The sequence below is a fragment of the Hydrogenophaga sp. genome (assembly GCF_019635465.1).
In the GTDB taxonomy this organism is placed as follows: domain Bacteria; phylum Pseudomonadota; class Gammaproteobacteria; order Burkholderiales; family Burkholderiaceae_C; genus Hydrogenophaga.
In genome coordinates this window covers 78913-97853 of the sequence record NZ_JAHBZK010000003.1, presented here as the reverse complement: position 1 = coordinate 97853, position 18941 = coordinate 78913, and the positions used below count along the sequence as shown (strand labels likewise).

The 18941-nt window shown below is 68.1% G+C and carries 16 protein-coding genes; 5 read left to right on the top strand and 11 right to left on the bottom strand.

The genetic code is table 11. The features are described 5' to 3' along the window. Positions 1–8: 8 nt before the first annotated feature. The 6 genes from KF871_RS03360 to KF871_RS03335 all read right to left on the bottom strand — a co-directional run bounded on the left by KF871_RS03360 (position 9) and on the right by KF871_RS03335 (position 7529). Positions 9–917: an ABC transporter permease gene (locus KF871_RS03360; protein ID WP_291138310.1), complete on the bottom strand. Its 909-nt coding sequence runs from the start codon at positions 915–917 to the stop codon at positions 9–11. 3 nt (positions 918–920) lie between these two features. Next, positions 921–2018, bottom strand: a complete 1098-nt coding sequence (locus KF871_RS03355) for a polyamine ABC transporter ATP-binding protein (RefSeq protein ID WP_291138307.1) — start codon at positions 2016–2018, stop codon at positions 921–923. Positions 2019–2093: 75 nt separating this feature from the next. After that, positions 2094–3269 (bottom strand): extracellular solute-binding protein, encoded by a 1176-nt coding sequence (locus KF871_RS03350; protein WP_291138304.1) that lies wholly within the window; start codon positions 3267–3269, stop codon positions 2094–2096. 449 nt (positions 3270–3718) lie between these two features. Next, positions 3719–5158, bottom strand: coding sequence for an aspartate aminotransferase family protein (locus tag KF871_RS03345; RefSeq protein WP_291138302.1), 1440 nt, complete (start codon positions 5156–5158; stop codon positions 3719–3721). Between the two features lie 144 nt (positions 5159–5302). Further along, the gene (locus KF871_RS03340) at positions 5303–6664 is read right to left on the bottom strand and encodes a glutamine synthetase family protein (protein WP_291138299.1); all 1362 of its coding nucleotides are present in this window, start codon (positions 6662–6664) and stop codon (positions 5303–5305) included. Between the two features lie 64 nt (positions 6665–6728). Continuing rightward, positions 6729–7529: a gamma-glutamyl-gamma-aminobutyrate hydrolase family protein gene (locus KF871_RS03335; RefSeq protein ID WP_291138297.1), complete on the bottom strand. Its 801-nt coding sequence runs from the start codon at positions 7527–7529 to the stop codon at positions 6729–6731. Between the two features lie 100 nt (positions 7530–7629). Between KF871_RS03335 and KF871_RS03330 the strand changes: the two genes are divergently transcribed. Continuing rightward, the gene (locus KF871_RS03330; protein WP_291138296.1) at positions 7630–9117 is read left to right on the top strand and encodes a PLP-dependent aminotransferase family protein; all 1488 of its coding nucleotides are present in this window, start codon (positions 7630–7632) and stop codon (positions 9115–9117) included. A 13-nt stretch (positions 9118–9130) separates the two neighbouring features. On the opposite strand, the gene KF871_RS03325 is transcribed toward KF871_RS03330, so the two are convergent. Both KF871_RS03325 and speB read right to left on the bottom strand, forming a co-directional pair. Further along, the gene (locus KF871_RS03325; protein WP_291138295.1) at positions 9131–10432 is read right to left on the bottom strand and encodes an FAD-binding oxidoreductase; all 1302 of its coding nucleotides are present in this window, start codon (positions 10430–10432) and stop codon (positions 9131–9133) included. A 1-nt stretch (position 10433) separates the two neighbouring features. After that, positions 10434–11360 (bottom strand): agmatinase, encoded by a 927-nt coding sequence (speB, locus tag KF871_RS03320; RefSeq protein WP_291138286.1) that lies wholly within the window; start codon positions 11358–11360, stop codon positions 10434–10436. Between the two features lie 169 nt (positions 11361–11529). Between speB and KF871_RS03315 the strand changes: the two genes are divergently transcribed. From KF871_RS03315 to KF871_RS03305, 3 genes are all read left to right on the top strand, one after another. After that, entirely contained in the window at positions 11530–12210 is a 681-nt protein-coding gene (locus tag KF871_RS03315; protein ID WP_291138284.1) for a response regulator transcription factor, read from the top strand. Beyond that, positions 12207–13991 (top strand): hybrid sensor histidine kinase/response regulator, encoded by a 1785-nt coding sequence (locus tag KF871_RS03310; protein ID WP_291138283.1) that lies wholly within the window; start codon positions 12207–12209, stop codon positions 13989–13991. Before KF871_RS03315 ends, KF871_RS03310 begins: the two co-directional genes overlap by 4 nt. A gap of 73 nt (positions 13992–14064) precedes the next feature. Further along, entirely contained in the window at positions 14065–14226 is a 162-nt protein-coding gene (locus tag KF871_RS03305) for a hypothetical protein (protein WP_291138282.1), read from the top strand. A 42-nt stretch (positions 14227–14268) separates the two neighbouring features. Here KF871_RS03305 and KF871_RS03300 read toward each other — a convergent pair whose 3' ends face one another. Together KF871_RS03300 and KF871_RS03295 are read right to left on the bottom strand one after the other, a co-directional pair. Continuing rightward, the gene (locus KF871_RS03300) at positions 14269–15573 is read right to left on the bottom strand and encodes a hypothetical protein (RefSeq protein WP_291138280.1); all 1305 of its coding nucleotides are present in this window, start codon (positions 15571–15573) and stop codon (positions 14269–14271) included. A gap of 34 nt (positions 15574–15607) precedes the next feature. Beyond that, entirely contained in the window at positions 15608–16834 is a 1227-nt protein-coding gene (locus tag KF871_RS03295; RefSeq protein ID WP_291138279.1) for a YbfB/YjiJ family MFS transporter, read from the bottom strand. Positions 16835–16956: 122 nt separating this feature from the next. Between KF871_RS03295 and KF871_RS03290 the strand changes: the two genes are divergently transcribed. Continuing rightward, positions 16957–18327 (top strand): aspartate aminotransferase family protein, encoded by a 1371-nt coding sequence (locus KF871_RS03290; protein ID WP_291138266.1) that lies wholly within the window; start codon positions 16957–16959, stop codon positions 18325–18327. 13 nt (positions 18328–18340) lie between these two features. Here KF871_RS03290 and KF871_RS03285 read toward each other — a convergent pair whose 3' ends face one another. Further along, positions 18341–18922: a hemerythrin domain-containing protein gene (locus KF871_RS03285; protein ID WP_291138264.1), complete on the bottom strand. Its 582-nt coding sequence runs from the start codon at positions 18920–18922 to the stop codon at positions 18341–18343. Positions 18923–18941 lie beyond the last annotated feature (19 nt).

Sequence of the window (18941 nt, the reverse complement as noted above, 5' to 3'; positions counted from 1 at the left end):
GGCTCCCTTCAGCGCGACTCGGCCGCATCACCGGCGTACTTGTAGTACAGCGCCAGCGGTATGACGATGATGGCGATCATCACCACGGCCAGCGCCGTGGCCTTGGGCCAGTCGTTGGCGGTGAACATCTCGTCCCACACCACACGCCCGATCATGTAGTTCTCGGGGCCGCCGAGCAGCGAGGGAATCACGAACTCGCCCACGCAGGGAATGAACACCAGCATGAAGCCCGCGATGATGCCCGCCTTCGACAAAGGGACCGTGATCAGCCAGAAGGCCTTGAACGGCGCGGTGCCCAGGTCGTACGCCGCCTCGAGCAGGCGGAAATCCATCTTCACCAGGTTGGCGTAGAGCGGCAGGATCATGAACGGCAGGTAGACGTAGGTCATGCCCACCAGCATCGAGATGTTGGTGTAGAGCATGGGGATCGGCTCGCTGGTGATGCCCACGAACATCATGAAGCGGTTGATCACGCCCTGGTCGGCCAAGAGGCCCTTCCACGCGTACACGCGCAGCAGGAACGACGTCCAGAACGGCAGCATCACCAGCAGCAACAAAGCGGGCCGGATACTGGCCGGCGAGCGCGCGATGAAGTAGGCGAAGGGGTAGCCGATCAACAGGCAGAAGATGGCCGTCAGCAGCGCGTACCAGATCGAGCGCAGGTAGGAGTCGATGTAGAGCGTGCGAAACAGCGGCGCGCCTTCTTCGGTGCGGAAGATCGCCAGGTAGTTCTCGTACTTGAGGCTGATGATGCCGGTCTGCGGGTCCCACAGCGCCTTGAACGGGCTGATGTCGCCGCCCATGTCCACGAAGCTGATGTAGAGCAGGATCAGAAACGGCAGAAGGAAGAACAGCAGCAGCCACGCGAAGGGCACGCCGATGACGAAACGCTTGCCGGGGAGTGCGATCGAGGCCATGGCTCAGTCCCTCAGCACCACACCGGCGATGTCGTTCCACCAGAAGTTCACCTCGTCCTCCCAGGTGATGTCGGAGAGGTCGTGGCGCGAGGTGTTGGCCTCGGTGATCTTCACGCGCTGGCCGTTGGCCGCCTGCACGATGAAGGTGTTGTAGGAGCCGAAGTAGGCGATCTCCTTGACCTTGCCCTTGAACACGTTCGGGCCGGCGTCGGACGGCGGCGCGCCCTTGCTGATCTCGATCTTCTCGGGTCGCACCGCGAAGGCCACCGGCATGCCCATGGTGCCGGTGATGCCGTGGCCCACCTGGATCTGGCCGATGCCGGTATCGACCGCGCAACGGTCGGGTTCGTCCACCGCGAGCTTGCCCTCGAACAGGTTCACATTGCCGATGAAGTCGGCCACGAAGCGGTTCACCGGGTGCTCGTAGATCTCGGCCGGTGAGCCGACCTGCAGCACACGCCCCTTGCTCATGATGGCGATGCGGCTGGCCATGGTCATGGCCTCTTCCTGGTCGTGGGTCACCATCACGCAGGTCACACCCACCTTCTCGACGATGTTGACCAGCTCGAACTGGGTCTGCTCGCGCAGCTTCTTGTCCAGCGCACCCAGGGGCTCGTCGAGCAGCAACAGCTTGGGCCGCTTGGCCAGGCTGCGCGCCAGTGCCACACGCTGCTGCTGGCCGCCCGAGAGCTGGTGTGGCTTGCGCTTGGCAAACGGTGTCAGTTGCACCAGGCCCAGCATTTCATCGGTGCGCTGCTGGATCTCGGCCTTGGGCAGGCCCTCGCGCTTGAGGCCGAAGGCCACGTTCTCCCACACCGTCAGGTGCGGAAACAGCGCATAGCTCTGGAACATCATGTTGACCGGCCGCTCGTACGGCGGCACCGCGGCCACGTCCTGGCCCCCCAGCAGGATGCGCCCAGAGGTCGGCGTCTCGAAGCCGGCCAGCATGCGCAGCAGCGTGGACTTGCCACAACCCGAGCTGCCCAGCAGGGCAAAGATCTCGCCCTTGCGAATGGACAGCGACACCTCGTCGACAGCCACCGCCTCATCAAAGCGCTTGACCAGTTTCTCGGTGACCAGAAAGCCGTTGTTGTCGGACATGAAGATCCCTCAAATGAAAAAGGGCTGTTCGACCCTTGCGGATGAACAGCCCCGTTGCCGAGCGTTGCGCCGGACTTACTTGCCGCGCTTGAACGCGTTGTAGGTGTCGTTGAGCGCACCCGAGATTTCGTTGGAGAAACCACCGGTGGGGATCAGGCGGGCGGTGTCTTCCGGGCTCAGGAAGATGGTGTTGTTGCCCTTGACCTCGTCCTTGATGTCGGCCAGCGCGGCCTTGTTGCCGGTCGGGTAGTTCAGCTCGTTGGCCATGGCGGCACCGTTGGCGGCGCGCAGGTAGTAGTCGATGAAGACGTGCGCGTTGTTGACGTGCTTGGCGTCCTTGGGGATGGCCATGGTGTCGATGAACACCAGCCCGCCGCCGGTGGGCAGCAGCGGCACGATCTCGTCCTTGCCGCCGGCTTCTTTCACGCGATCACCGGCGATGTTGATGTCGCCGGACCAGCCGATGAAGGCACAGGCCTTGCCGCTGGCGATGTCGTCGATCATGGTGCTGGAGAACAGGCGCACGTCCTTGCGCACCTTCATCAGCATGGCCAGCGCGGCCTTGAAGTCCTCGGGGTTCTCGCTGTACGCGGGCTTGCCGACGTAGTGCAGCGCCACCGGCAGGATCTCGCTGGGCGAGTCGAGGTAGGCGATGCCGCAGGACTTCAGCCTGTCGGCGTACTTGGGATCAAACACCAGGTCCCAGGCGTTCTCGGGCATGGGCATGGTACCCAGCGCCTTCGCGACCTTCTGCTTGTTGATGCCGACGGTGGTGAAGCCCCAGGCCCAGGGCACCAGGTGCTTGTTGTCGGGGTCGACACCGGCGATCTTGGCCATGAAGTCCGGATCGAGGTTGCCGTAGTTGGTCAGCTTGCTCTTGTCGATGGGCTGGTACAGGCCGCCATCGATCTGCTTCTTGGCGAAGCCGGCGGTGGGGATGACGATGTCATAGCCCGAGTTGCCAGCCACCAACTTGGCGTGCAGCGCTTCGTTGTTCTCGAAGGTGTCGTAGTTGACCTTGATCCCGTACTCCTTCTCGAAGTCGGCCACCATGGTCTCGGTGATGTAGTCGGGCCAGTTGTAGATGTTGAGCACCTTCTCCTCGTCGAGCATCGGGCCCGCCGGGGCGGGTGCCGGTGCCGGGGCGGTGGCCACCGGGGCGGGTGCGGGAGCGGGAGCGGGCTCCTCTTTCTTGCCGCAGGCGGCGACCATCACGGCCGCCATTGCGAGAACCAGAACGTGCTTCTTCATGGTGATGCTCACTCCATAGTGAGAGGGGGGTTGGGACCAGGACTGCGCAGCCGAGGGGGAAAGCGGCTGATGACCCGCCAGGGGTATGCAAGTTCCAGACCCGCCGAAGGCGTGCCTGGCCGAGGCAATGCCCCAAAAGAGGGATCGACGGGCATTCTAGGGCCTGTTCACACTGTCTTTCCAAGTGCGAACAGGGTGAAAACAGCGCCAATCGAGGCGCGGGACGACGGCCAGGCTGGCCGCCTGGCCTAGGAGTGCAACGAAGAGTGGCGCTGTTTTCACCCCGTTCCCTGCGGGTTGCGGCCAAAAAGGCCATGCGCCGCGTTGCAAAGCCTCGCCGGGCCAACGGCCCGTCTGCGTTTCGCGCCTTGCGCATGGCCTTTTTGATCCGCAACGCATCTTGGAAAAACAGTGTGAACAGGCCCTGGTCACGCCTGTCGCCCTTGCTGTCACGCGTGCAGGCCTTTTTCGCGCAACTCGGCCAGTGTGGCGTCCAGGCACTTGCGGATCAGGCCAATCAGCTCGTCAATCTGCGCCCGTGTCATCACCAGCGGCGGCGCAATGATCATGCGGTCGCCCACGGCGCGCATGATGAGCCCGTTCTTGAAGCAGTGGGCGCGGCACATCATGCCCACGCCGAGATCGCCGTCGTACATCGCGCGGCTGGCCTTGTCCTTGACCAGCACCAGGCCGCCCACAAAGCCGCAGGTCTCGGCCACGCCCACCAGCGGGTGGTCGTTGAGCTCGGCAAAGCGCTGCGCCAGGTAGGGGCCGATGTCCTCGCGCACCTTGCGGGGCAGGTCCTCGCGCTCCATCAGCTCCAGATTGGCCAGCGCCACCGCGCACGCTACCGGGTGGCCGCTGTAGGTGTAGCCGTGGTTGAACTCGCCACCCTGCTCGATCAGCACCTTGGCCACGCGGTCGCCCACCATCACCCCGCCCAGCGGCACATAGCCACTGGTCACGCCCTTGGCGAAGGTGACCAGGTCGGGGCGGTAGCCGAACTTCTCGTAGGCAAACCAGTGGCCCAGGCGGCCGAAGGCGCAAATCACCTCGTCGGAAATGAGCAGGATGCCGTACTTGTCGACGATGCGCTGGATCTCGGGCCAGTAAGTGGCCGGCGGAATGATCACGCCGCCGGCGCCCTGCACCGGCTCGGCAATGAAGGCGGCCACCTTGTCGGGGCCGACCGCGAGGATCTTCTCTTCGAGCCAGCGCGCAGCGCGCAGACCGAAGTCGGCCTCGCTCTCGCCGGGCTGGCCGTTCTCGAAGAAGTACGGCTGGTCGATGTGCACGATGCCGGGAATCGGCAGATCGCCCTGCGCGTGCATGCCGCTCATGCCACCCAGCGACGCGCCGGCCATGGTGGAGCCGTGGTACGCGTTGTGCCGGCTGATGATGGTCTTGCGCTGCGGCTGACCCAGCAGGTCCCAGTAGCGGCGCACCATGCGCACGTTGGTGTCGTTGCTCTCCGAGCCGCTGCTGGAGAAGAACACGTGGTCGAAGCGGCGTCCATTCACCGCCGGCGCCAGCGAGGCGAGCTTGGCCGCCAGCCTGGCCGCCGGCACGTTGGTGGTCTGGAAGAAGCTGTTGTAGTAGGGCAGCGTCATCAGCTGCTGGTACGCCGCATCGGCCAGCTCCTTGCGCCCATAGCCGGCGTTGACACACCACAGGCCGCTCATGGCGTCGAGGATCTTGTGACCCTCGGAGTCCCAGACGTAAATGCCCTCGCCGTGGGTGATCACGCGCGAGCCACGCGTGGCCAGGTCACCGTGGTCGGTGAAGGGGTGGATGTAGTGCGCGCTGTCGAGCGCCTGGATGGCCTGGGTGTCTTGCTGTTCGGCGCGGCGGACCAGGGCGGGCGGGGCGATGAGGGTGGGGTGGTTCATGGTCGGTCCTTGCGGTCGATGACAGATGATCTCGTGCGCTTCGCGCACTCATGACGGATGACAGGGAAGACGCGACGGTTGGGCGCACAGGTCAAGCGGCGAAGCCGCGTCACGCCTGGCGCGCAGCGGCAGCGTCATTCGTCATCACACGTGCAGGAGCAAGTGCTCCCGCTCCCACGGCGAGATCACCTTCATGAACTCGTCGAATTCCAGTTCCTTGATCTCGGTGTAGATGGTCACGAACTCCTTGCCGAGCACGTCGTGCAGGTCGGGTTCGCGGCGCAGCCAGTCGAGGGCTTCGCCCAGGCTGCGTGGCAGCGAGTACGGCGAGAGGTAGGCGTCGCCTTTCATCTCGGGCTTGGGCTTGATCTTGTTCTTGATGCCCAGGTAGCCGCAGGCCAGCGTCATGGCCATGGCCACGTACGGGTTGGCGTCGGCGCCGATGACGCGGTTCTCGATGCGGCGCGCTTCGGGCGAGGCGATCGGCGAGCGGATGCCCACGGTGCGGTTGTCGTGGCCCCATTCGATGTTGATGGGCGCGGCCGTGTGGCGCGACAGGCGCCGGTAGCTGTTCACGTACGGCGCCACCAGTGCCATGGCCGCCGGGATGTAGCGCTGCATGCCACCGATGTAGTGGAAGAAGGCCTCGGAGGCCGTGCCGTCGGGGTTGCTGAAGATGTTCTGGCCGGTGCCCTTGTTGATGACGCTCTGGTGCATGTGCATGGCGCTGCCCGGCTCACCGGCGATGGGCTTGGCCATGAAAGTGGCGTACATATCGTGGCGCAGCGCGCACTCGCGCACCGTGCGCTTGAAGAAGAACACCTCGTCGGCCAGCCCCAGCGGGTGGTCGTGGAAGAAGTTGATCTCCATCTGGCCGGCACCGATCTCGTGGATCAGCGTGTCGACGTTCAGGCCCATGAGGTTGCAGTACTCGTAGATCTCTTCGAACAGCGGATCGAACTCGTTGACCGCGTCGATGGAATAAGCCTGACGCGAGGTCTCGGCGCGACCGCTGCGCCCGATGGGAGGGCGCAACAAGGTGTTGGGGTCGGTGTTGCGCGCGGTCAGGTAGAACTCCAGCTCGGGCGCGATGATGGGCTCCCAGCCCTCGGCGGCGTAGAGGTCGCAGATGCGGCGCAACACGCTGCGCGGCGCATACGGCACCAGCTTGCCCTTGGCGTCAAAGCAGTCGTGGATAACCTGCGCAGTCGGGTCGCTGGCCCAGGGCACGATGCGCACCGTGCTCGGGTCCGGGCGCAATTGCATGTCGCGGTCGGTGGGCTCCACCACGTCGTAGTAGGGCCCGCTGGGCGGCTGCTCACCGGTCACGCTCATGGCGACGATGGCGTGCGGCAGGCGCATGCCGCGGTCTTCGGTGAACTTCTCGCGCGGCAGGATCTTGCCGCGCGCCACGCCGGTCAGGTCGGGCACCAGGCACTCGACCTCGGTGACACGGTGTTCGTTGAGCCAGTTCTCGAGTTCGTTGAAGTTCTTCGGGGCGCTCATGGCCGGTTCCTTGTGTGGGGGGTTCGCAATGCTGGACGGATGATGACGGATCAGCAGAGCGAACCTAACCGGGCTGGCTGCGCGCCAGGTCGCTGGCCTGCAGGCGCAGGCTCATGCGCTGGCGGCAAGCGCGGCCGAAGGCATCGAAGATGGCGGCGTAGAACGGGGTCTCCCAGCAGCGCCACTCGGGGTGCCACTGCATGGCGTAGGCAAAGGTGCGCGCGCCCTTGACGGCAAAGGCCTCAACCAGGCCGTCGGGCGCCCAGGCCAGTGGCTCCAGGCCCGAGGCCAGGCGCGCAATGCCCTGGCCGTGCAGCGAGTTGACCTGCGCTGAGGTGCCGCCCGCCCAATCGGCAAACGGGCTGCCTTCGGCGATGCGGATCGGATGGCGCGGTGCGTACTGCTCGTCGGGTGGCGCGCTCTTGGGTTCGCGGTGGTCGTTCATGCCCGGTACCTCGTGCACCCGCTGGTGCAAGGCGCCGCCCAGGGCCACGTTGATTTCCTGAAAGCCACGGCACACGCCCAGCAGCGGCACGCCCTGGTGCACACAGGCCTTCACCAGCGCCAGCGTGAGCAGGTCGCGCTCGGGGTCCAGCGGCAGGCTGGGGTCGGCCACCTCTTCCTGGAAGTGCGAGGGGTGCACGTTCGACGGCGAGCCGGTGAGCATCACCCCGTCCACCAGCGACAGCAATTCGTCGATCTGTTCCGCGTCGGCCAGCGGAAACATCACCGGCTGGGCCTTGGCACCCACCTTCACGGCGCGCGCGTATTTGTCACCCAGCAGCAGAAAGGGCATCTGGTGCCCATGGTCACCCAGCAGGCGATGGTCGGCGGGCAGCCACACCATGCACGGCGCCTTGTTCATGACGTCTCCAAGCGGTCGAAACCCATTGTGGGAGGCAAATTGGATCACAATGAGAGCCAGTTGCGCCCATCTCGGGGTGCCATTTGATCCGGGCACGACGATGCTTTCCGAATTTCTGCTGGCCGAAATGACGCGACTGGGCACCCAGGACGCCCTGCCCCTGCACCGCCAGCTCTACGAAGCCCTGCGCCGCGCCATGCTCGACGGCAAGCTCGCCGCCGGCGAACGGCTGCCCTCCAGCCGCGACCTCGCGCAGGACCTGGACCTGTCGCGCAACACCGTGGTCGCCGCCATCAATCAGCTCAGCGTCGAGGGCTACCTCGCCAGCCGCGTGGGCAGCGGCACCTACGTCAACGACCACGTGCCGCGTGTGAACCACCGCGCTGCCCGGGGCGCACCGGGTCAGGTGCCGCACCTGCAGGCGGCCCGCCTGTCCCAACGCGGCGATGCGCTGGCCCACCGCTTCAGCGCGCAAAGCCTGGAGGTGCAGCCCTTCACGCCCGGCATCGCCGACTTCAGCGCCTTTCCGCTGGCGCTGTGGCAACGCCTGCAGAACAAACACTGGCGCATGACCTACCCGGACATGCTCGACTACAACACCTCGGGCGGCTATGCCCCCCTGCGGCGCGCCATCGCCGACTACCTGCGCGTCTTTCGCAGCGTGCAGCTCGACGCGGACCAGGTCATCGTCACCACCGGCACCCAGCAATCGCTGGAGCTGTGCGCGCGGCTGCTGGCCGATCACGGCGACACCGTCTGGGTCGAGGACCCGGCCTACTGGGGCGCGATGAAGGCCTTCATCGCCACCGGCCTGACGGTGCACCCGGTGGCCACCGACGACGAAGGCATCCACCCGCGCGAGGCCGACGATGCGCAGCCGCCGAAGCTCATCTACGTCACGCCCTCGCACCAGTACCCGACCGGCGCGGTCATGACGCTGGCGCGGCGCCAGCAACTGCTGGCCACGGCGCGCCAGCACGGCGCCTGGGTGCTCGAAGACGACTACGACAGCGAGTACCGCTTCAGCGGCCCGCCCATCTCCAGCCTCGAAGGCCTGGACGCCGACGGCCGCGTGCTCTACATGGGCACCTTCTCCAAGGTGCTGTACCCCGGCCTCAAGCTGGGCTATCTGGTGGTGCCCAAAGGCCTGATCGAGGCCTTTCGCCAGGCGCACTACGACCTGCACCGACCGGGTCACATGCCGACCCAGGCAGCCCTGGCCGAGTTCATCGAAATGGGCCACTTCGCCAGCTCGCTGCGCCGCGCCCGCCAGACCTATGCGGAACGGCGCCAATGCCTGCTCGAGGCGCTGCGCCCGGTGCTGGGCGACGGCCCCGATGCCCCCCGCATCAGCGGTGCCGAACAGGGCCTGCACCTGTGTCTGCGCCTGCCGGCACGCACCGACGACCAGGCCATCGCCCACCGACTTGCGCAACAGGGCCTGATCGTGCGGCCACTGTCGGCCTACTGCCTGCGCCGCACCGATCTGCGCGGCCTGGTCATCGGCTACGGCTACGCCACGCTGGGCGAAATCGCGCGCTGCGGGCCGATGGTGACGGCGGCCGTGCAGCGGGCGCTGCCGGGCTGAGGACGCTGGCGCGTCACACCGCGTCGCGCAAGCGGTGCCACCACATGCCCAGCGCCAGGCTGGGCGTGCGCATCCAACGCCCCCCCGGGAACCGGTGATGGCGCAAGCGCGCGAACACATCGAAGCGACCCGCCTGCCCCAGCACCGCTTCGGCCACCAGCTGACCGGCCAGGCCCGTCAGCGCCACGCCGTGGCCGCTGAAGCCCTGCAGGTAGTACACGTTGCTGCCGAGCCGGCCAAAGTCGGGCGCGCGGTTCATGCTGATGTCGACGAAGCCGCCCCACACATGCGCCACCGGCACCTCGCGCAGCGCCGGAAACACCGCCGCCATGCGCGCGCGCATGGTCTCTTTCAGGCGCGCGGGGGTGCGGGTGGTGTAGCTCACGCGACCGCCGAAGAGCATGCGGTGATCGGCGCTGAAGCGGTAGTAGTCGAGCACGAAGTTGTTGTCGCACACCGCCGCCTGCCCGGGGATGAGCCGCTCGGCGAGCGAGGGGTCCACCGGCTCGGTGCCGATGATGTAGGTGCCCACCGGCATGATGCGCGCGGCAATCTCGGGCGCCACCGCGGGGCCGTATTCGGGCAGCATGCAGTTGCCAGCCAGCACGCCAAAGCGCGCCGTGACCTGACCCCGGGCAGTGCGCGCCACCAGGGTGTCGCCACGCTGCAGCGCCATCACCGCCGAGTGCTCGAAGATGCGCACGCCCGCGGCCTCGGCCGCGCGGGCCAGGCCCAACGCGTACTTCAGCGGGTGCAGGTGGCCGCTGCGCGTCTCGCGCGCCGACGCGGCGTAACGCTCGGTGCGGATGTGGCGCGCCACGTCCTGGCCTTCGGCCCAGTCCACGGCAATGCCCCGCGCGGCCAGGCCGTCCATTTCCTCGCGCAGCGCGCGCGCCTTGCGTGCGCCCTCGGCGACGTACACATAGCCCAGCGTGCGGTCGCAATCGATGCCGTGCTCGGCGATGCGCCGGTCGATCAGGTCGATCGCCTCCAGCGACATCGCCCAGGCACGATCGGCGTCCTCGCGCCCGAGCTGCGCCTCGAACGGCGCCTGCCCGCTGGCATAGCCCACGATGGCCTGGCCACCGTTGCGGCCGCTGGCGCCACTGCCGATGCGATCGGCCTCCAGCACCACCACCTGCAGGCCGCGCTGTGCCATCTCCAGCGCCGCCGACAAGCCGCTGAAGCCCGCACCCACCACCACGGCGTCGACCTTGAGGTGTTCCTGCAGGGGCGCGCGTGGCGCCCCCCGCTGCACGCTGGCTTCGTAGTAGCTCTGCTGGTTGAGCTGGGTATCCGAACCAATGAGGGACATGTCAGCGCGCCCCTTGCTTGGCGACCTGTCCCGCCAGGTAAGTCCAGACAAAGCAGGCCGCTGCGTTGCTGGTCAGCTCGGCGTGGTCGTAGGCAGGTGCCACCTCCACGCAGTCCATGCCGATCCAGTTGAGATCGGTCAACCCCTCAAGAAAGGTCAGCACCTGTGAGCTGGTCAGCCCGCCGGGTTCGGGCGTGCCGGTGCCGGGCGCGAACGCCGGATCGAGCACATCGATGTCCAGCGTCAGATAGGCCGGCCGATTGCCCAACCGTGTCCGGATGGACTGCAGCGTCGGCGCCAGGCCCTCGCCATCCAGGCCGCGCAGAGCGCGCGCGGTGAAGATTTCGCCACCCCGATCGGCCACGTACTCGCGCGCCGAGCGCTCGCCACTGGAGCGAATGCCCACCTGCACGCTGTGCGCCGGGCTCACCAGCCCCTCCTGAATCGCTTCGTAGGTCCAGGTGCCGTGGCCCGAGGGCTCGCCAAAATGATCGACCCAGGTGTCGCAATGCGCGTCGAAATGCAGCAGCGCCAGAGGCTGCCCGTGCCGCGCGCGCGCCGCCCGCAACAGCGAGAGCGTGACCGAATGGTCGCCGCCCAGAAACACGCAGTGGTGGCGCGCCATCAGCTCGCTGGCCTGGCGTTCGATGTGGGCACGGACCTCGGCCAACGGCGAAGCGTTGGGCAGGCGCATGTCGAGCGCATCGCCCACCAGCGGCAGCGGCGACACATCGAACACCGGGTGAATACCGTCGCACAGCATGAGGCTGGCCGCGCGGATGGCCTGCGGGCCAAAGCGTGCGCCAGGGCGGTTGGTCACCACCCCGTCGTAGGGCACACCGCAGACCGCGAAGGGTTGATCGCCCAAGGGCTCGCAGGCCAGGAAGCGGTTGGTGTTGTTGGCGAAAGCAAAGTGACCGAGAGCCATGGAACGCGCGGGGGGATACCGGAGAGGAACTGGGCGGCGACGATACGCCTTCGTCCCGCACTCCCAAGGGGCCATTTGCTGGCACACCCCGGCGTCCACCCCACCCAAGGGGGAAGCCAATGACTTTGGTCACTTCCCGTCGGGCCCGCGGCTGCCTACCATGCCGGCCATGGAAGCGCTGCTCGACCACCCTCCCACCGACCAGCGTGCGCGCGGTCTGTTGCTGGTCGACGACCACGATCTGGTCCGCCTGGGCCTGCTCACACTGGTGCAGTCGCACGCGGCGGACACCGGCGAGGACGTACCGGTGTTCGAGGCGCGCACCCTGCACGAAGCCATCGAGCTCTACCGCCATCACCGCCACCAGATCCGCCTGGTGCTGCTCGACCTGCACCTGCCCGATGCCCATGGCATGAGTGGTCTCGACGATTTCCTGCGCGCCTGGCCGCAGGCCCCGGTGGTGGTGCTCTCTGGCGTGAACGACCCCGGCCTGACGCGGCACACCATCGCGCGCGGCGCGCTGGCCTACCTGCCGAAATCTGGCGACCTGCGCCACGTGATCGACTTCATCCGCTCGCAGGGCAGCTTCGGTCCCGACGATCAGGCCGATGTCACACCACTGCGCCGGGAACAGACCACGGTGTCCACGTGGCACGGCGTCAACGGCCAGCGCCTGACCTTGACCGAACGCCAGGCCCAGGTACTGGAATGGCTGCTCGCGGGGGCCTCCAACCGCGACATCGCCGAGCGTGCCCACCTCAGCGAAGGCACGGTCAAGAACCACGTCTCGGCCCTGCTGCTGCTCTTTGGCGTGCGCTCGCGGGCGCAGCTCATCAGCCAGCTGCGGTGACCTCAGCCACAGCGTCGCTGACCATCGCCGAGCGCGTGCAGCGCGCGCAGGTCGCCGCGCTGTACCGCAACCTGTTGCCTTCGATGCTGGCCGACGTGGCGCTGGGCTGGGGCATGGCTGCGTTGTACTGGTGGCAACTGCGCGACCCCTGGGTGATCGCCTGGTGGCTGCTGCACATCGTGCAGACCGCGCGCTACCCCTTTCTGGGCAACCGCGCGCGCGATCCGCAGGCCGACGCCCGCAGCGCGCACTGGGCGCGCGTGCATGCCCGCGAGCATCTGCTCTACAGCCTCACCTGGGGGTTGGCGCCCTGGTTCTTCATGCCGGTGGACAACCCACCCCTCACTGCCTTGCTCATTCTGGTGATCCTGGGCATCAGCAGCGCCGGTGTGCCGGCGGTGGCTTCGCGCTGGGCCTCGGTGCTAGCCTTTTCACTGCCCATGGTGCTGGGGCTCATCACCGCACTGGCCTGGCACGGCGACACCCTGCACTGGTTCATTGCGGGTTGTTGTCTGGTCTACCTGATGGCCACCATGCTGTTTGCGCGCAACCTGCATCACCTGCTCAGTGACGCGTTGCGCACCCGCTTCGAAAAAGAAGCCCTGGCCGATCAGCTGGCCGAGCAGATGGCCATCACACGCCGTGCCAGCGAGGAGAAGACCCGCTTCTTCGCCGCCGCCAGCCACGACCTGCGACAACCGCTGCACGCCATCGCCCTGTTCGGTGCGGTGATCGAACGTGAGCTGCAAGGGCGATCGGCGCTCACCCATGCGCAGCGCCTCATGGGCGCCGTGCGCGCCCTGGGCAACTCGCTGGACACCATGCTCGATGTCTCGCGCCTGGACGCGGGCGTGATCGAGCCCGAGCGCCAGGACGTGGCGCTGGCCGATGTGTTCACCCAGCTGCTGCCCCTGTTCGGTCCGCGCGCCGAGGAGGCCGGCCTGCAGCTGCGCATCCGCGCGACCGACCTGTGGGTCAACACCGACGCACACCTGCTGCAACGGCTGCTCGCCAACCTGATCGAAAACGCCATCAAGTACACGCAACGCGGCGGTGTGTTGCTGGTGGCCCGCGCGCGCGGGGAGCAGGTGTGGGTGGAGGTGATCGACACCGGCATCGGTATCGCACCCGAGCACGTCGGCCGCGTCTTCGACGAGTACTACCAGGTGGACAACCCGGGGCGCGATCGCACCCGCGGCCTGGGCATGGGCCTGGCCATCGTGCGGCGTCTGGCCACGCTGCTCGGACTGCAGATCGACCTGCGCTCGCACGTTGGTCGGGGCACACGCTTTCGCATCGAGCTACCCCGCGCCGCTCGCCCCGCAGCCAACGCCCAGCCGACCGGCAGCACCGACACCACCGACGTCAGCACCATGCCCCAGCGGGTGCTCTTGATCGATGACGAACGCGACATCGCCGATGCCACCGGCGCCCTCCTGGCCGGCTGGGGTGTGGCCCTGACCGCGGTCGACAACGAGGCGCGGGCCAGCGAGGCCCTGCGGCAGGCCCAACACAACGGCCAGCCCTTCGACGCGCTGATCTGCGACTTCCGGCTGGCCGATGGCGCCGACGGCCTGCAGGCCGCACAACGCCTGCGCGCGCACCACGCACCCAATCTGCCCTGGCTGCTGATCACCGGAGAGACCGCGCCCGAGCGGCTGCAGCGGTTGCGCGAAGCCGGCGTGCCGGTGCTGCACAAGCCGGTCGATCCCACGGTGTTGCGTCGATCACTTTCAGAGCTGATCGCGCCGCGGTTCCCACCGATGAGGGAAAGCTTGTGACTTTGTTCACTGGTCGGACCAGGCGATGCGACGTATCGTCCCTCGCACGCTGTCAACGCCACCGCCCGATTCCATGTTCGCTGTCACACGTTCCCGGCACGCCCCCCGCCCATTTGGTGCGGGGGACACGGCCCTGGACGCCGAGAGTGAGCGCCGCGATCAGCGCCGTGACTGGCAGGCACTGCTGCTGTGGCTGGCGGGCTGCCTGCTGCTGCCGTTGTTGATGCTGCTCTGAGGCGGCAAGAACGCTGCCACCGCCGCCATCAGCGTCAGCGCCTCAGGGCTTGCCGAGCAGGCCCTTCAGCCCTTCGCCCAGGCGGTCCCCCAGGTTGGCGCCCGCACCGGTCCCCACACCCGGCATCACCACCGTGCCCACCGCTGCGCCCAGCAGGGCAGCACGGGTGAGCGTCACCTGCGGCTCGTTCACCGTGCCGCCCACGGCCAGCGGCACACCGACCACCTGACCCCCTTTGCCGCGCGTCATGTCCACACGCACGCGGCCCGACAGCGCCCGGCTGGGCGAAATCGCCACCTCGCCCGTGGCCGCCAACGCGCCCGAGCTGGCCACCAGGTTGCTCAGCTGAATGGCCTTGCCGCGTGTGGCCACGCGCCCCGCCAGGGTGTCCAGGCGGGTCAGCCCGCCGCGCGACAGGCCCACCGTGGTGACGGCCTTGGCCAGGTCCAGCCCATTGAGCGTGGCCTCGCGCACGGTGAAGCTGGTGTCGGTGCGCAGCGCCGCCACCAGTGCCTCGGCGCTGACGCGCTCGCTGAACTGCGCGCTGATGTCGGTCTCGGCCTGCAGGCTGCCGCTGAGCGGGCGGCTGGGCGCCGTGAGCGCCGCCACCTCCACGCCCTCGGTCTGCAGCCGGCCCTTGAGCGTCACCCGCCGCTCGCGCGCGTCGGCGGCGGGCAAGGTCACATTGAGTGGGCCGCGGATGTGGCCGCCCCCGATGCGCACCTGCAATTGCCAGGCGGTGGCCGCGTCCTGGCGCCGCAGTTGCAGCTCGGCCCCTTTGTGCGCGCCGGCCACGATGGCCGCGTCCGCACGGTGTGGCCAGCCGTCGGCGTCCAGCGTCATGGCGGCGTCAAAGCCGGTGCGCGTGCCGTCGGCCGCCACCCAGGTCACATGGTCGAGCACCAACTCGCGCGGCAACACCGAAAAATCGATGGCTTCGCCGTCGCCTGAGGCCGCCGGTTTGCCAGCGGGCTTGCCCTGGTTCAGCCGCGCACCAATCAGCGCAATGGTCGCCTCGGGCAGCACCGCGTTGCGCACCACCAGCGTCTGCACCTGCACGCGACCGCGAAGCAGCGGCCCCCACTGCGGCCGCAATTCCACCCGCTGCAGGCTCAGGGGCGTGCGGGCCTCGATGCGCAGACCGTCGACAGCCACCGCTGGCAAGGGCCACAGTGCCAGTGACAGGCGCTCGGCACGCACCGGAGCACCCAATGTCTCGCTGGCCACCGCCCCCAGCCGCGCACGGAAATCATCACTGCCGATCCAGCGGTGCAAGCCCCACAACAAGCTCGCCAACGCCAGCAACGGCACCCCGATCCACACAGCCCAACGACGCATCGACACCATGCGGGCATTGTGCCGAGCAGGTGTTTCCCTGCGCCTAAGGGGCGTGACCGTTGGTAAGCCCCTGGTGCCCTGCCAGCGGACGCTGCCGCCAGGCCAGCACAGCCCCCAGGGCCAGGGCGCCCGAAGAGAACACCAACCCCCGCGCCAGCCCACCCGCGCCGTCGCTGATCAGGCCCACGATGACCGGCCCCACGATCTGCCCCACCGCAAAGCAGATCGTGAAGGCGCTGATGCCGCGCGCCCATTGCGCGGGCGGCAGGTTGTGGCGAACGAAGGCGGTGGTCGAGGCCACCACCGACAGGAACACCCCGCCAAACACGAGGCCCGAGACCAGGGCCAGCGACAGGCCGCCCCCCAGCACCGGCAGCACCGCCGCCAGCGCCAGCAGGCCGTTGAGCCGCGCCAGCGCACCACCGCCACGTTCGCGGTCCAGCAAGCCGGCCCACACGCGGGGCGCCACCATCACCGCCACGCCCAGCGCCGAGAAATACACCGTGATGCCCAGCGCCGACAGACCCTGCTCGCGCAGCAGGGCCACCGAGAAGGTCATGTAGCCGATGTAGCCCACACCGAACAGGGCGTAGCCCGCCAGGCCCCAGCCCATCGACGCCCAGCCCACGGGTGGCGCCGCCGCCGCGGCCGTGCCCTGCGCGGGCCCCTCCAGGCGGGCGAGGACACGCGCCGGCCACGCCATGCACAGGCAGCACAGCGCGCACAGCATGGCCAGGCCCCACCAGCCCCAGGCCCAGGCCGGTGGCGAACCCGACCCTGCGGCCAACAGCGCCGGCACCGCCAGCGCGGAGGCCACGATGCCCAGGCCCGTGCCGCCGTAGTAGATGCCCAGCAGCAAACCCGCCCGCGGCGCATGCAGCGCCGCCACACGCGCGCCCAGCAGACCGCCGGCGATGAACACCAGGGCGCTGGCCGCACCGGCCACCAGGCGCTGCAACAGCAAGGCGTTGGCATCGACCAGAAAGCCGCTGGCGGCCATCACCACTGATGCCACCCAGCCACCCACCACAAACCACCACGACGCCGATCGCTGCCGCATGAGCCAGGGCATGGCGAGCGCACCGACCAGGTAGCCCACCGCGTTGGCCGTGTTCATCGCGCCGGCCAGCGTGTAGCTCCAGCCCAGATCGGCGCGCATGGGTGGCAGCAACAGGCCGTAGGCAAAACGCGTGATGCCCAAAGACACCGCCGCGCCAAAGGCCAGGGCAAGCGCCAGTCGAAACGCTACAGCGGGAGAGGTGGCCGTCATCGGCGCGCATTGTCGGCGGCTGCGTCGACGCAGGCTGTCGCGCCGGTCCGAAGGCCAGCGGTCCGCCAGGGTCTGCCTGCACTGGACTCGATCGCCGGCGGCCAGCGCCGTAGAGTGCGATCATGACCGCCGCCGCCCACGCCATTTCCGCGCAGCGCATCGCCACCCTGCAGCAAGCCGAGCGCGAGCGCTTCATCGCCACCCACCCGCGCTCCATGGCGCAGGCCGAAGCCGCACGCGCGCACTTCCTGTTCGGCGTGCCGCTGCACTGGATGCGCGACTGGCCCAGCCCGGCCACTCTGGCGGTCGAGCGCGCACAGGGCGTCACCCTCACCTGCGCCGACGGTCTGACCTACGCGGATTTCTGCCTGGGCGACACCGGTGCCATGTTCGGCCACAGCCCGGCGCCCCTGGCCAAAGCCATCGCCGAACAGGCCGCCCAGGGCCTGACCTGCATGCTGCCGTCCACACGCAGCGTGGCCGTGGGCGAAGCCCTGCAAACCGTGTTCGGCCTGCCCATGTGGCAAATGGCCTTGACCGCCAGCGACGCCAACCGCTTCGTGCTGCGCTGGGCGCGGGCCATCACCGGCCGCACGCAACTGCTGGTCTTCGACGGCTGTTACCACGGTGCGGTGGACGACACCCTGGTCGATCTCGACCGCACCAGTGGCTCAACGCTGCCGCGGCCGTCGGTGCTGGGTCAGGTGCACAACCACCATGCCTTCACCCGCGTGGTGCCGTTCAACGACCTGGGCGCGCTCGAAGCCGCACTGGCCCAGGGCGACGTGGCGTGCTTGCTGGCCGAACCCGCACTGACCAACTTCGGACTGGTGCCGCCACGCGAGGGTTACTGGCGCGCCGCGCGCGAGCTGTGCCGCCGTCACGGTGTGCTGTTCGTGATGGACGAGACCCACACCGTCTCCACCGCCCTGGGGGGCTACGCCAAGGCGCACCGGCTGGCCCCCGACATGCTGGTGGTCGGCAAGGCCGTGGCCGGTGGCCTGCCCTGCGCGGTATACGGCTTCACCCACGATGTGGCTGAGCGCATGGTGGCCGCCAAGGAGCGTGCGCCCGAAGGGCACAGCGGCATCGGCACCACGCTGGCGGGCAACGTGCTCACCATGGCGGCACTGGAAGCCGCCCTCAAACACCTGCACACCGAGGCCAGCTACAGCCAGATGCTGCGCACCGCAGCGGCACTTGAATCGGGCCTGCTGCAACGCATTCGCCAGGGTGCCATGCCCTGGACGGTGACGCGCCTGGGCGCGCGCATGGAGCTGCAGTTCATGCCGCGCACCCCCCGGCATGCACAGGATGTGCGCGAGCTGGCACAGACCGAACTCGAAGCCCTCACGCACCTGTTCATGCTCAACCGCGGCGTCCTGCTCACGCCGTTCCACAGCATGATGCTGATCAGCCCGGCGACCACGGCCCCGGACGTTCAGCGTCTGCTTGGGGTCTTCGACGAGCTGTTGCAGGCACTGAAGGCCTGAACGCGCCGCGTCCTCAGCCCACGCCCACCGGCGACGGTGCCAGTCGCACGATGCGGGTGAACAAGCGGTCGAACGCCGGGTCGCGCGAGCCCTCCGGGCTCAGCGGGTCGATGTGGGCCGCAAACGCGGCGTCAAGCTCGCGCCGATCGGCCTCGCCCAGCGATTGCTCGGCGGCGGGCAACACCACCTGCTCCTCCAGCCGCATGTGGGCCAGGTAGAAGCGCACATAGGCTTCGGCTTCGTCGACGAAAGGCTGCCGCCGGGGCTCGCCCAGGTACTCCCAGGCCATCAGCAGGTGCATCAACTCGTGCACCCGGCCCTCACCGCCCATGTGTTCCTTCTCGAGCCGTTCGATGGCCTCCAGCGTGTGCGGCGCCACGCGTGCGACGCGCGGAAACAGCAGGTCGGACTCTTTGGGGTGGTGCAGCTTCTCGGGGAACTCCGCCACGTAGAACAACATGGCCCGCAGCACATCGAAGAAGCGCTCGGGCCCATCGGTCTCCGGTCCGCGCTGGATCATCGCGAGCATGCCCTGCAGCATGGCCGCCAGGCTGGCGTGTTCGTCGCGCACGATGCGCAGTGCGTCGCGTTTCATGGGCGTCTCCTCACAGGGC